Raw genomic sequence first — 13,325 nt, forward strand, 5'->3', positions numbered from 1 at the left:
TTCCTTCGTATAGTTACAATGAAAATGCTGCAAAGCAGCAAAAATTTGACGAGGGAAGCCAAATGAAACCACTTACCATCAACTTGGCATTGCAAGGTGGCGGCGCGCATGGTGCATTTACCTGGGGTGTATTATCTCGACTCCTCGATGAGCAGTGGTTGAGCTTCGAGGGGGTGAGCGGCACCAGCGCAGGCGCGATGAACGCGGTAATGCTAGCGGAAGGCTGGCGGAAAGGCGGACGTCAGGGTGCAAAAGACCAATTGCGTGATTTCTGGCATGCCATTGCAGAAAAAGGCATTAAAATGCCAGTGCCTAATTTTATTGAGCAGTCAGTCAACAAGCTTTTTATGAGCATGTTTGAACAATTTTCCCCGTATGACATTAACGTGCTTGATATTAATCCGTTAAAAGATGTGCTCGTTGACTTGGTCGATTTTAAAGCGCTGCAGCTTGCCTGCCCGCACTCGCTGTTTATTGCTGCTACTGAAGTAACCACCGGAAAACTTGAATTATTTCGCGAACAAGAGTTAACCGTTGAACATGTATTGGCCTCCGCGTGTTTACCGAATCTCTATAAGGCCATAGAAATTCACAACAAACATTACTGGGATGGTGGCTATTCTGGTAATCCCGCGGTATATCCGCTAATTCACGATTGTGAAGCAGAAGACGTGCTAATTGTGCTGCTGCAGCCCTTACAACGCACCGTTTTGCCACAAAAAACCGCGCAAATTAAAGATCGGGTGAACGAACTTACCTTTCATTGTGCGTTTCTGCGAGAAATGCGAGGTATTCTCGATGTGAAAATGTCATCACAACGCTGGGGCTTGGTATCTGGCGAGTTCGAGAAAAAAATACGCCAGATGCATACGCACCTTATTGAAAACGAAGAACTTATGAATTCGCTTGATCAATTTAGTAAGTACAATAGCTCAAGTGAGTTTCTTCAATGTTTACATGACGAAGGCGTTGCCACAGCTGAGCATTGGCTTGAAACCAATAGCGGCGATCTTGGCAAGCGAGACAGTTGCGATGTTGTAGGTTTGTTTAGTTAGTATAGAAAACGAAAAGACTACCCTCACCCGCCGTTGATGATTACAATATCAGCTCAGATTTTTCAGATAGTACCCGGCAGGAGTAGTCCATGGACACGGTCAAACGTGAATTTCAGCAAGCTTTTCAACGCTTTGATCACTGGCTCTCGCAAGAGCTCTTGCCAAAATGGACAACACTCGGTTTTGCCGAATGTGGTGCTGCATTAGAGCGTTTTAACGCACAAGGTCAGCCAGACTGGCAGGCAGATAAACGTTTGCGGGTACAAGCCAGACAGCTATTTACGTTGTCGTACTGCTACAAAAATGGTTTGATACCTGAGGCAAAAGCGTTAGCCGCTGGGTTAAATCGTTTTATAGACACGGTGTGTCAGGACAGCTTGCCCGGCTATTACCCTATGTCGTTAGATGCATCTGACAACATCAAAAACGCGCACTCCGACCTCTATGACATCGCCTTTTTCTTTCTCGCCTTTGCCTGGCAAAAATCTGCTTTTAATGACGACAGCGCACTTGAAAAAGCCCGCGCTCTGGCCTTGCACATTAACGATGTATTAGCCAGTGAACATGGGGGCTGGTTAGAAGGCACTTACGTTCATGACATCCGTTGTCAAAACCCGCATATGCACTTGTTCGAAGCATTTCTGGAACTGTACGCGGTGAGTCGAGATACGTTTTGGCTAGACATGTCTGCGAGCATTTACACGTTATTTGAAAAACACTTTTACGACGCCCAACATGGCGTGTTGCTTGAGTTTTTCACCGTTGACTGGCAACCCTGCCCAGATAAAGACACCGTTGTGGAACCGGGTCATATGATGGAATGGGTGTGGTTATTAAATCAATATCAACGCCACAGTGGCATTAGCACGCAGCACTACCAGCAAACGCTTTACAACAACGCCCGTCAAATGGGTCTTCCAGACGGTTATCGCTGGCTGGCAGATACTGTTACCCCTCAGGGAGAAGTGGTCTCTGAAACTTTTAAAAGTTGGCCGATGACAGAATGGATTAAAGCTGCTCTGGTTATGCGGGATCACGCCGACGCCTCCACCAGCAATCACTACATTTCTGATGCGACATTTGCCATTAACCAACTGATAGACGGCTTTTCCCACCCAACACTACCGGCTCATTATACCTATGTGATTGCCGCCGACGGCACGCCGGTGGAAGCAATGATGCCAGCAAGTACCCTGTATCACTTATGTATGGCACATCAGGAAGCCCGCTCACTTTACACTGAACTGGTCTGACACCGAGAGCCAGAAAAGCAAATTTAACAATGACGCACAGTTTAGTTGCGATGGCTTTATCGCAGTAAAACAAGGCCATATGTCACACGCGAGTAAGCGCTTTCATAATAGTTTATTCTTGACCGCCCTCTTTATACAAATTATTAATGACATCGATGACATAAATACATTATAGTGTTATTAAATTTACTTTTTGTTAACTCCGTTGATTGAAATTCCGGACGATCCGGTTAAGGTCAATCCACCATTCGGCTCACCACAACTCTTTGAGATACGGCCGGAAAACAAAAACAGCAACAGGGGCGAAAATGTCTAAGAATACCTACGATGCTATCGTTATAGGCTCTGGGATCAGTGGCGGCTGGGCCGCCAAAGAACTCACCGAAAAAGGCCTGAAAGTATTGATGCTTGAACGTGGTCAGAATGTTGAGCACGTTAAAGACTACACCAACATGACCAAAAATCTGTGGGACTACCCTCACCACGGTCGTCCAAGTCTGGAACAGTTAGCTGCTGAACCCAACATGGCCCGCGGTAAAGGTTATCCTTTCAATGAACCGACTATGGGTGCATGGGCCAGCGCGAGCACTTCTCCTTACGTTGAAAAAGAACCTTTCCAATGGTTCCGTGCTTACCAAGTAGGTGGCCGTTCACTGCTGTGGGGTCGTCAGTCTTACCGCCTTAACCCTGAAGATTTTATGGCTAATGGCAAAGAAGGCGTTGGTGTAGATTGGCCAATTCGTTATGAAGACGTGGCCCCCTGGTATTCTTATGTTGAAAAATTTGCTGGTATTTCAGGAAGTCGTGACGGCCTGGACGTATTGCCAGACGGCGAGTTCCTACCTGCTTTCGCTTTCAACGCCGTAGAAAAAGACTTACAAGCACGCCTGAAAAAACAATATAAGGGCGAGCGCCACATTATCATGGGCCGTACTGCGCATATTACCGAACAGCGCCCAGAACAAGGTCGAGTAAAATGTCAGCACCGTGATAAGTGTTGGACGGGCTGTCCATTCGGCGGTTACTTCAGTACACAATCGGCTACCCTGCCCGCAGCGCTGAAAACCGGTAACCTAACACTACGCCCTCTGTCTATTGTAAAAGAACTGATTTACGACAAAGACACCAAACGCGTAACCGGCGTTGAAATTGTTGATTCAGAAACCGGCCTTACCGAAGTGTTCCACAGCAAAATTGTGTTCTTGAATGCATCAGCACTGAACTCAGCGTGGTTGCTAATGAACTCTGCCCGCGACGTGTGGGACAACGGTTTGGGTTCAAGCTCTGGCGAACTCGGCCACAACGTGATGGATCACCATTACATGCTTGGCGGTATGGCTGAAGTACCAGGGCATCTCGACAAGTATATTTATGGTCGCCGCCCTACCGGTTTCTACATTCCTCGCTTTGCTAACTGGGGTAACGACAAGCGTGATTTCTTGCGTGGCTTCGGCTTCCAGGGTAATGCCTCTCGTTCAGGCTTCAGTCGCGATGCTAGTGGAATGGGTATCGGTGCAGGTTTGAAAGACGGCCTGAGTGAGCCAGGTCCGTGGAGCGTGTCGACAGTCGGCTTCGGTGAAATTCTGCCAGATCACAGAAACAAAGTGAGCCTTAACCATGACGTGAAAGACGCGTGGGGACTGCCGGTACTGGAAATGGACGCGAAAATTCGCGACAACGAATTGAAAATGCGTAAGGCAATGAAAGAAGACATCGTTGAGATGTTCGACAGCATTGGTCTTAAGAACGCCACCGCCTGGGAAACCACCTACCATATGGGTAAAGGTATTCATGAAATGGGTACTGCACGCATGGGCCGCGATCCGAAAACCTCTGTGCTCAACAAGCACAACCAGGTGTGGGATGCACCCAACGTATTTGTGACAGATGGCGCTTGTATGACATCGTCTTCATGCGTAAACCCATCACTGACTTACATGGCATTGACAGCCCGCGCCGCTGACTTTGCAGTAGAAGAACTGAAGCGGGGGAACCTATAATGGAACGTCGTGCACTATTAAAACTGATTGCTACCGCTACCGGTGCTGGACTGGTTTGCTCTCCGGCCATGGCCGTATGGGAAGAGCAAGCCCCGCTAACTACCGTTGCGCAATCAGGGCTTTCCGATGCCACCGTGGCGTTAATCACCGAACTGTGTGAAACCGTTCTGCCTCGCACAGACACGCCAGGAGCGAAAGATGCCGGACTGCCTACCTTCTTCATTGGTATGATGCGTGAGGGCTACACCACCGAACAGCAAAAACTGATGGAAGCTGGCTTTGCAGATGTCGATGCCCGCGCTAAAAGTCAGTACGGAAAACCGTTTGTAAGCCTGAATAATAAGCAAAAAACCGAACTGGCTTCAGCGCTAGATACCGAAGCGCTTGCCTTTAACAATGGCGAGAGCACAGGTTGGGATGGCAGCGATTATGAAGGGCTGCCACACTATTTCACCCTGTACAAACAGCTGATGATTTTCGGTTTCTTCACTTCAAAAGTCGGCGGTACGCAGGTACTGCGACACGTGGATATTCCCGGTGACTACCGCGATATCGAGTACAAAAAAGGCGATAAAGCCTGGATGACGGTGTGGCCACTCTAAGCCTCACCTGCCAAGGTTAACGCTTATTAAACGGGAGTTTTCACTCCCGTTTTTCTATTCTCTAAAAGTAAAGCCACCCGCCCGAACGCGGACATCAGTCAGTTTTAAGGGTGACGCCTTTCTCTGGCAGCGGTAACGCGGTTTTGTAGCGAACTTGCTTCAGTGCAAAGCTCGAACGAATACTCGATACACAAGGAATTTTGCTCAGGTGTTGTAATATGAATTTCTCCAGGGCTTTGATATCCGGCACTACCACACGTAACAAATAATCTTCTTCCCCTGTCATTAGATAACATTCCATTACCTCATCGCGATCGCTGATGGCGCTTTCAAATTGCCGCAATGCTTCTTCCACTTGTTTTTCCAACGTGACGTGAATAAAAACGTTAACGTTCAGGCCAAGCTTTTCTGCTTCAAGCAATGTGACCTGTTGCCGAATTAGTCCAGTTTCTTCCAGTGCTTTTACCCGGTTATAACAGGGCGTGGTGGAAAGATTTACCAATTTTGCTAATTCGGCGTGAGTGATACGGGCATTGTCTTGCAATGCGCTCAAGATCTTTATATCTGTCTTATCGAGACTTACCATGACATTTTCTTCCAAAATCACAATTTAAAGAAAAATATTCTTTTATAGCGTCAATTTCAAGATTTTCAGGAAAAACTTTCTGGCCGAGCCAACGTAAACTTACCGCCCTAAAATGTTGGTTATCGAGGGTATATGAAATCTCCTGCAGCAACCGGACTCACCAGTCAGGCTCCATCACTTTCTCTTTCTATCAGTGCTGCCCGTCAGGTCTGGGCCGTTATTCTTCTGGCACTGGCAATCATTGTGTTGGGTGGGAACTGGCCGGTAATGAAAACCGGCCTGCAATATGTTTCTCCGCTGTGGTTCTCTGCCCTGCGTTTTGCCACGGGTTGCGCCTGTTTGTTTGCGCTGCAATTGCTGACAGGAAAATGTCGACTTCCCACTAAGCGGGATTTCCCTTTAATCGCCAGCGTAGGACTCGTTCAAATGATGATGTTCACGGCGTTGGGTTCCGTGGCCATGCAATCTGTCGATGCCGGCCGATCAGCCGTATTGGGATATACCACGCCGTTGTGGGTTATGCCTGTTGCGGTTTTCGTGCTTGGTGAACGATTAACGCGTCGACAAACCATTGGCACCCTTGTGGGTTTGGCTGGGGTTTTGGTGATGCTGAATCCGATGGCAATAGACTGGCAAGATAGCAATGTGGTTGCGGGCAATATGCTGCTGCTGTTCTGTTCACTCTGTTGGGCAATGACAATTTTACATGTTCGCCATTATAAGGGGGATTCTTCAGCCTATGAACTGGCGCCCTGGCAAATGCTCACAGCGGCAATACCGCTATTTTTCATGGCTCGGCATATAGAAGGCCCCTTTGATATGACGGTGTCGACTAACTTCTGGAACGTAATGGCTTATGTAGGGCCTCTGGCTACCGCTTTTTGTTTTGTCATTATAAACAGTGCAAGCCGGTGGATGTCATCTTCAACCATGTCTAATGCGATGCTCGGTGTGCCTGTTTCTGGTTTACTGCTGTCGGTGATTTTTCTGGGTGAAACGCTGTCTGTGAGTCTGGCTGCCGGTGGCGCAATTATTCTTTGCGGTATTGCGATTGTTTCGGTAAGAGCCAGTAGAACCAAAATAAAAAAGGCCTGATGAATTCAGGCCCTTGAACGATAAGCGTTTTACAGTAAGACTATTCTGCGCGACAAGAACGGGTTAGTCATGCCACTGTTGATACGCTTGCTCCAGCAGATTTAATTTGTTTTCTCTCACCTGCTTTTCAAGATGCGCTTTATCGTCGAATACCATCCAGTTTTGATTGTTGTCAGAGACAGCTTGCCACTGCGGTAAACCATTCCCATTGGGGTTACCGGTAATAATGAAATTACGCCAGTAAGCCTGCATGGCTTTTACTGCAGGCTCGTTGCCGGCAAATAATGCGCCGGTTTCAGAGCCGTGGCCAGCACCTGGTTTATCGGTTTGTGCTACGTCGAAGAAATACCGATATCCCGGCTGCCCCACATTCGCCATGGCGCGGGTAGTAATAGAGCCCGCCATGACATAACGCATATCGCCAAACAAATGTTGAAATGGCAGTGCTGTCAAAGCAGGTTCGGCCAACCCGTAAGCAGCCGTTACTTTGTCCTTCACCGGCGTAATCATGGTTAGTAGTCGACTTGGTGCGACACCGGCATAAGGATAAACACTACCGTCATAACTGTTACCGCCACTGATGTAAGGCACCGCGTGCTGCTTACCTTGTTCAAATAATCTGGCGGGCTCATCGGTAAGGGTAATCCCGTCTACCACGGGGAGATGAAAACCGTCTATGGCATTTACAAACGCGTCCGCGGGTGTAGCGTATAATGTTTCCAACGTGGGTTGTAATGAGCCCGTAGCTTTAGTGGCAATGGCGCGGGAAATGGCTTCCGCACTGGCACTGCCCTTCACTATTGAGACATCAGCGGTACGTGGTAACGGCCAGCTACCATAACCACTTTGCGATATTGCACCGCGAAACTTCCCTGCACCTTTCGCTGTCACCATCATCATTTGAATGGCCATGCCACCAGCAGAGTTCCCAGCGATGGTTACCTTATCTGCGTCCCCCCCAAAACTGTCGATATTGGTCTGCACCCACGCCAGCGCGGCAGTCATGTCCATAATACTGAAATTCGCCCCTTCAGGTTGTGCAAGTTTCGCATGTGAAAAAATGCCCAGCGCGCCCAGTCGATAATTAAACGACACAACCACCATGCCTTCTTTCACCCAACGCGCAACCACGTCTTCAGGTAAATCTCCTGCACCACCGACATAACCACCGCCGTGGATCCACACGAAAACGGGTAGCTTGCTATCAGCACTGACGTCTTGCGGCGTAAATACGTTAATAAAAAGGCAATCTTCGCTGGTATCCGCCTTATTTTGTTGCGGGCAGCTGTTGCCATATTCGATAGCCTTTATCGGGGTGGATGTGACCTCTTTTGCCTGCGGTGGTTGCCAGCGCAGTTTACCAACCGGCGCCTTTGCATACGGTATCCCTTTGAAAGCGTTAACCCCGTTGACATCCGTTCCCACAATGTCACCCGCCGGCGTATGGCGTAACGGCTGTTCTTGCGCCACGCTTTGTGAAGGAAAGGCGACGGATGCAACTAGCAATGCTGCCGCTGAAAGAAACTTCCGGGAAGAAACGCCCATAGATTTTCCTTATTTACAGAGTTTTGTAGACGAGCAATTGATGATGCAGCTGAAAAAATATGTTATCAAACTGCTGATTAGTAACAGTAAATTAACATCTTAGCCGTTCTATGTCTCGCCGAAATTGGTCCGATGCGTTTAATCTACCGAGGATGTGGACGAACAGAAAACCAACAGACTCTTTGTCTGCGTATCAGTTTATACAGACCTCTTTTCACACCTTCAACCCGGATGCGCATTCGCTGCTCCCGGGTTATCAAAGATATCAAGGACATCATCATGTCAAAAACGATTGCTGAGTATCTGGTAGACAGTTTGGCTGACGCGGGCATTACAAAGATTTGGGGCGTAACGGGTGACTCTCTCAATGGCATTAGCGACGCGCTGGAGAGACATAAATCGTTACAGTGGATTGGCACCCGACACGAAGAAGTCGCCGCTTTTGCTGCTGGCGCGGAAGGTCAGGTCACAGGCAAGCTTGCTGTTTGTGCGGGTTCTTGCGGGCCCGGTAACATGCACCTTATCAACGGTGTGTACGACTGCCATCGTAGCCATGTTCCCACTTTGGTCATTGCCAGCCATATACCCTCTCATCAAATTGGTTCAGGCTATTTCCAGGAAACCAATCCCAAAATGCTGTTTTCCGAGTGCAGTGCTTATTGCGAAATGATCACTTCGCCACAGCAGTTACCTTATGTCCTTGAAGTAGCTATGCGCACAGCCATTTTAGAGCAAGACGTAGCCGTTATCGTACTGCCTGGCGACGTCGCTTTGCTCGATGCGCCAACGGCGGCAATGAACTGGCAAGCGCCGGCCTTGCCGACAATCACACCAAATGATGAAAGCATCGACGACATGGCGTTGCTGCTGAACAATGCAGATCAAATCACCATTCTTGCGGGTGCAGGTTGTAAACATGCCCATAAAGAGCTTATTCATCTTGCTGAAACCCTCAAAGCGCCTATCGTTCATGCGATGCGGGGCAAAGAGTTTGTAGAATACGACAACCCTTATGATGTTGGTATGACCGGCCTGATTGGCTTTTCGTCTGGCTATCATGCTATGGAAAATGCCGACACGCTCATTGTGCTCGGAAGCGCTTTTCCCTATCGCGAATTCTATCCACAAGACGCAACCATCATTCAGGTAGATAAATCGCCGCTGGCATTGGGTGCTCATGCCAACGTTGATCTTGCTATTCAAGGTAACGTTAAAGAAACCTTGAAAACCTTGTTGCCAAAGCTTCAACGCAATGATGACGCCAGTTTCCTTAATGCTGCCAGAGACCACTATCACAGTGCGCGAAAGTCACTGGACAAACTTGCCCGTCCTTCAGACAACAAAACGCTAATTCATCCACAGTACCTCACTAAACTCATAGATGAGCATGCCGATGAAGACACCATTTTCACTTGTGATGTGGGCACACCAACGGTTTGGTCTGCCCGCTATCTCACCATGAATGGACAACGCCGCTTGCTGGGTTCGTTTAATCATGGCTCGATGGCAAATGCTATGTCGCAAGCCATTGGTGCTCAAAGTATTGATAAGAATCGTCAGGTGGTTGCCCTGTGTGGCGACGGTGGTTTTTCGATGTTGATGGGCGATTTACTTACGCTTAAGCAGCATAAACTGCCGGTAAAATTGGTGGTGTTTGACAACCACTCACTCGGATTTGTCGCAATGGAAATGAAAGCAGCAGGTTTCTACTCACACGATACCGATTTAGATAACCCGGATTTTGCTAAGATAGCGAAAGGAGCTGGAATCGAAGCGGCCTGCGTGGAAAACGGAAGCGAACTGGAACAAGCGGTGAAAACTATGCTTGCCAGTGAAGGGCCCTATCTGTTGTCAGTGAAAACGGCAAAACAAGAACTGGCTATGCCACCGAAAGTGAAACTTGAACAGGCTAAAGGCTTTAGCCTCTATATGTTGAAAGCCATTTTGAATGGCGATGGTAATGCCTTGGTAGAGCTGGGAAAAACAAACCTGTTGAGATAATGTTTAACCCGCATTGCATCGACAAATCGTTTTTCACCAACCCCTGTGAACTGAACAACATCGATACAAAAGCAATGCGGGTAAAACCATTACCATGCTAATTACTGAGCAGCGTTAAGGCTGGCTAAGTAATTTTCTTCTGAGTAACGGCCGCTAGTAATGAAATCGTTAACCGACTGCGGATTCTCACTGTACTGAGCAACGAAGCTGACGATAGGCAAGTCGTTGCAGGTAATTTTGTTTTTAACATATTGCTTGGTTAGGCCCGCATCTTTAATGGCAGAACGCAGCGCGAATTTATCGCCGGTAGCAGCAGTAACACAAATTTTTGAAGACGCCGCATCATCAGCAACATACAGTTCAGGCGTTGCCATTGCCGCACCAGTCAAACCAGAAAATAAACCTACTACCGCCAGAGTTTTCGCTAATACTTTCATAATTTATATCCTTTGCAATTATTTAAAGAGTGGAGCCGTTTGCTCCCTCTTCCTATCGCAAGGCGGATGCCAAAATTATTAACCCAATACTTTCAACAGCTTATGAAAATACACACCATTTCCCGATTCAAGTATTAGCGATACTGACCAGCCTATTTTAAAAAAACACCACTTTTTAGTGTGATAGACATTTGACCAGCAGATTTTTAGTAAAAAAGAAAGAGCCGACAATGCCGGCTCTATGTGGGGACATTTACTGCGCAGTAATTTCTTTCACCTTCGGAGAAGGGTTCAGCGTTACCGATACTTTGTCTGCAACCACTGGCGCAGCCAAATTCATTGTGGCAGTAGCACGAATATCCGCAGACGATGCACCTATCATAAGCGTGTATTCACCTGCATCGGCCACCCACGCACGCTGCGCTGGGTTAAACGAAGCCAGCAATTTAGGCGTAAGTGTAAACGTGACCTTTTCTGACTGCCCTGGACTTAGCGCTGCGGTTTTTGTAAAGCCTTTCAGTTCTTTAACAGGCTTAGCGAGACTTCCCTTCGGCGCTGAAACGTACAATTGAACCACTTCTTTACCCGCGGCATCCCCCTGATTAGAAATGGTGGCCGACAAGGTAACATTACCTTTACCGTCGTTGCTGGTTACCTGTAAATCGCTGTAACCAAAACTGCTGTACGACAAGCCATAGCCAAACGGATACGCTGGCGCAATATTAAAAGCATCATAATAACGATACCCTACATAAACCCCATCTTCGTAATTTAGTTGGCTGTGGTGACCCACGAACAATCCGATATACGGGTCTTTCACTTCTTCATCGCTCACATTGAATCCTGGAAATGATTCAGACGACGATACATCGGAATAAGATACTGGGAACGTTGTTGCCAGTTTGCCCGACGGATTAACCTTCCCTGTGAGCACGTCAACCAATGCATTTCCCGCCTCCTGGCCGCCCTGCCATGGCAAAACAATGGCATCGACTTTATCTCGCCAACTGGCCGTTTCAATCACATTACCAATGTTCAATGCCACCACCACTTTTTTCCCTTTTGCATGGAAAGCTTTTGACACTTTGGTAATTAGCGATTGTTCAGCATCAGTCAGATCAAAATCGCCTTCAACGCCGCGGTCCTGAAATTCACCGGCGTTGCGCCCTAAGGTAATCAACGCGACGTCTGTGGAATCAGCGAGCTTTGCAACCATCGCCTCGCTGGGCTCAAATTCTGGCAGCGGCGGCAACAAATCAAAGAAGTTTTTCTTTTCAGGTTGTTTGGCTTTTTCAGCCGTCATAAAGGCATCGTACGTTTTCTGCAGCGAGCGCTCGACTTTCAGCGGGCTGTTTTCCAGCCCCTGCACCAAAGAAACCGTGTAGGCTTCGTTTACATCACCACTACCGGTACCACCAGCAATGAATTCATAAGATGTGTTGCCAAAAGCAGCGACCGTTTGCGAACCGGTTAACGGCAGTGCATCACCTTCATTTTTCAACAATACAACACCTTCAGCTGCCGCCTGACGGGCAACCTCAGCATGGCCTTTTAAGTCCGGCTTGTCAGAGTAGTCATAATGATTGAAAGACGGTGATGCAAACATCACGGTGAAAATTTTGCGCAGGTTACGATCCAGAGTACTTTCATCCAGAGTGCCATTTTTCACCGCATCAATAATGGCCTGACGCTGATCTGGCATGCCCGGCATGATGAGATCGTTACCCGCCTGCATTTGCGCAGGCGCGCTGTCGCCAGCAAACCAGTCTGTCATCACCAAACCTTCAAAGCCCCACTCTCCGCGCAGCACGTCTGTCAGTAGCACTTCATCTTGCGAGGTATAGGTGCCATTTACCTTATTGTATGACGTCATGATTGCCCAAGGTTGGGACTCTTTTACCGCAATTTCGAATCCGCGTAGATACAGTTCACGATATGCACGCTCATTCACATGCGCGTCCATCCACATACGGCTGGTTTCCGCACTGTTAGTTACAAAGTGCTTAATGGTTGCGCCCACACCATTCGACTCAATACCGTTAACAATTGATGCAGCCAGGTTGCCGCTCAGATAAGGATCTTCAGAATAGTATTCGAAGTTTCGTCCACCCAGTGGGTTGTAGTGAATATTCATGCCCGGTGCTAAGAAGATATCCGCACCATACTCTTTCACTTCTTCGCCCATGGCAGCTCCCACCTCGGCCACCAACGCTTTGTCCCAACTGGACGCCAGCAAAGTGGCAACAGGAAAGGCTGTGGCATAGTAGGTAGCGTCGTCGTTTTCACGTTTTGGCTCAATACGCACGCCAGCAGGACCATCGGTTAATACCATTGCTGGAATACCCAACTCAGGAATTTCGAAAGTAGAACCCGCCGCACCCGGCACTTTTTCAGAGCCGCCGACCCCACTCACAGAGAAACCGGTTCCTGTGACCATTTTTACTTTCTGTTCAAGGGTCAACCGACTGATAAGATCATCCGCTCTAGCCGTTACAGGCGCACTGGTATCTTCATAGATATCCAGCTTGTTGTTGTGGTTTCGATCGTTGAATGACAATGCGTTTGGTCCTGACTGTGACGCTACCTGCTGAACATCAGCAGAACAGCCGACAACACCTGCTAAAGCACAGGCAATTAAAGAAAATTGGAAACGGTTTCTCATAAGTTTACTCTTGTAATTAGAACAAAGATATCGATGTCATTTAAAAACAAAAGATTTGTTAGTTTAAAATCATAACCACCCTAAACATC

10 protein-coding genes are annotated in these 13,325 nt (G+C 48.0%); 6 read left to right on the top strand and 4 right to left on the bottom strand.

Going from position 1 to position 13,325, the window contains the following annotated elements; translation table 11 throughout:
- Positions 1-62: 62 nt before the first annotated feature.
- The 4 genes from ACXAGX_RS13900 to ACXAGX_RS13915 all read left to right on the top strand — a co-directional run bounded on the left by ACXAGX_RS13900 (position 63) and on the right by ACXAGX_RS13915 (position 4,910).
- Positions 63-1,055, top strand: coding sequence for a patatin-like phospholipase family protein (locus tag ACXAGX_RS13900; protein WP_474839015.1), 993 nt, complete (start codon positions 63-65; stop codon positions 1,053-1,055).
- Positions 1,056-1,144: 89 nt separating this feature from the next.
- Positions 1,145-2,308 carry an AGE family epimerase/isomerase gene (locus tag ACXAGX_RS13905; protein ID WP_474839016.1) on the top strand — a complete coding sequence of 388 codons (1,164 nt, stop codon included), beginning with the start codon at positions 1,145-1,147 and terminating at the stop codon, positions 2,306-2,308.
- A 308-nt stretch (positions 2,309-2,616) separates the two neighbouring features.
- The gene (locus ACXAGX_RS13910) at positions 2,617-4,308 is read left to right on the top strand and encodes a GMC oxidoreductase (RefSeq protein WP_070125318.1); all 1,692 of its coding nucleotides are present in this window, start codon (positions 2,617-2,619) and stop codon (positions 4,306-4,308) included.
- Positions 4,308-4,910, top strand: coding sequence for a gluconate 2-dehydrogenase subunit 3 family protein (locus tag ACXAGX_RS13915; protein ID WP_474839017.1), 603 nt, complete (start codon positions 4,308-4,310; stop codon positions 4,908-4,910). The genes ACXAGX_RS13910 and ACXAGX_RS13915 overlap by 1 nt, the downstream gene beginning before the upstream one ends.
- A gap of 94 nt (positions 4,911-5,004) precedes the next feature.
- Here the strand turns inward: ACXAGX_RS13915 and ACXAGX_RS13920 are convergent, their stop codons facing one another.
- Positions 5,005-5,496, bottom strand: a complete 492-nt coding sequence (locus ACXAGX_RS13920; RefSeq protein ID WP_474819368.1) for an Lrp/AsnC family transcriptional regulator — start codon at positions 5,494-5,496, stop codon at positions 5,005-5,007.
- A 132-nt stretch (positions 5,497-5,628) separates the two neighbouring features.
- Here ACXAGX_RS13920 and ACXAGX_RS13925 point away from each other — a divergent pair, with 132 nt between their 5' ends.
- Complete coding sequence (locus ACXAGX_RS13925) at positions 5,629-6,591, top strand: DMT family transporter (protein WP_474839019.1); 963 nt, start codon at positions 5,629-5,631, stop codon at positions 6,589-6,591.
- Positions 6,592-6,654: 63 nt separating this feature from the next.
- On the opposite strand, the gene ACXAGX_RS13930 is transcribed toward ACXAGX_RS13925, so the two are convergent.
- On the bottom strand, positions 6,655-8,136 hold the full coding sequence (locus ACXAGX_RS13930) for a carboxylesterase/lipase family protein (RefSeq protein WP_474839021.1): 1,482 nt from the start codon (positions 8,134-8,136) through the stop codon (positions 6,655-6,657).
- A gap of 279 nt (positions 8,137-8,415) precedes the next feature.
- Between ACXAGX_RS13930 and poxB the strand changes: the two genes are divergently transcribed.
- Positions 8,416-10,137: a ubiquinone-dependent pyruvate dehydrogenase gene (gene poxB / locus ACXAGX_RS13935; protein WP_474839023.1), complete on the top strand. Its 1,722-nt coding sequence runs from the start codon at positions 8,416-8,418 to the stop codon at positions 10,135-10,137.
- Between the two features lie 101 nt (positions 10,138-10,238).
- Here the strand turns inward: poxB and ACXAGX_RS13940 are convergent, their stop codons facing one another.
- Together ACXAGX_RS13940 and ACXAGX_RS13945 are read right to left on the bottom strand one after the other, a co-directional pair.
- The gene (locus ACXAGX_RS13940) at positions 10,239-10,574 is read right to left on the bottom strand and encodes a DUF3718 domain-containing protein (RefSeq protein ID WP_474839025.1); all 336 of its coding nucleotides are present in this window, start codon (positions 10,572-10,574) and stop codon (positions 10,239-10,241) included.
- A gap of 253 nt (positions 10,575-10,827) precedes the next feature.
- Positions 10,828-13,236: a glycoside hydrolase family 3 C-terminal domain-containing protein gene (locus ACXAGX_RS13945; protein ID WP_474839027.1), complete on the bottom strand. Its 2,409-nt coding sequence runs from the start codon at positions 13,234-13,236 to the stop codon at positions 10,828-10,830.
- Between the last annotated feature and the right edge of the window lie 89 nt (positions 13,237-13,325).

It is taken from the genome of Alteromonas sp. ABV4_515, from assembly GCF_056160345.1.

What these genes read in the sequence shown, in the direction of transcription:
- ACXAGX_RS13910 (WP_070125318.1), top strand. Translation starts at nt 2,617, where the DNA reads ATGTCTAAGAATACCTACGATGCTATCGTTATAGGCTCTGGGATCAGT.
- ACXAGX_RS13900 (WP_474839015.1), top strand. Translation starts at nt 63, where the DNA reads ATGAAACCACTTACCATCAACTTGGCATTGCAAGGTGGCGGCGCGCAT.
- poxB (WP_474839023.1), top strand. Translation starts at nt 8,416, where the DNA reads ATGTCAAAAACGATTGCTGAGTATCTGGTAGACAGTTTGGCTGACGCG.
- ACXAGX_RS13940 (WP_474839025.1), bottom strand. Translation starts at nt 10,574, where the DNA reads ATGAAAGTATTAGCGAAAACTCTGGCGGTAGTAGGTTTATTTTCTGGT.
- ACXAGX_RS13915 (WP_474839017.1), top strand. Translation starts at nt 4,308, where the DNA reads ATGGAACGTCGTGCACTATTAAAACTGATTGCTACCGCTACCGGTGCT.
- ACXAGX_RS13930 (WP_474839021.1), bottom strand. Translation starts at nt 8,136, where the DNA reads ATGGGCGTTTCTTCCCGGAAGTTTCTTTCAGCGGCAGCATTGCTAGTT.
- ACXAGX_RS13905 (WP_474839016.1), top strand. Translation starts at nt 1,145, where the DNA reads ATGGACACGGTCAAACGTGAATTTCAGCAAGCTTTTCAACGCTTTGAT.
- ACXAGX_RS13920 (WP_474819368.1), bottom strand. Translation starts at nt 5,496, where the DNA reads ATGGTAAGTCTCGATAAGACAGATATAAAGATCTTGAGCGCATTGCAA.
- ACXAGX_RS13925 (WP_474839019.1), top strand. Translation starts at nt 5,629, where the DNA reads ATGAAATCTCCTGCAGCAACCGGACTCACCAGTCAGGCTCCATCACTT.
- ACXAGX_RS13945 (WP_474839027.1), bottom strand. Translation starts at nt 13,236, where the DNA reads ATGAGAAACCGTTTCCAATTTTCTTTAATTGCCTGTGCTTTAGCAGGT.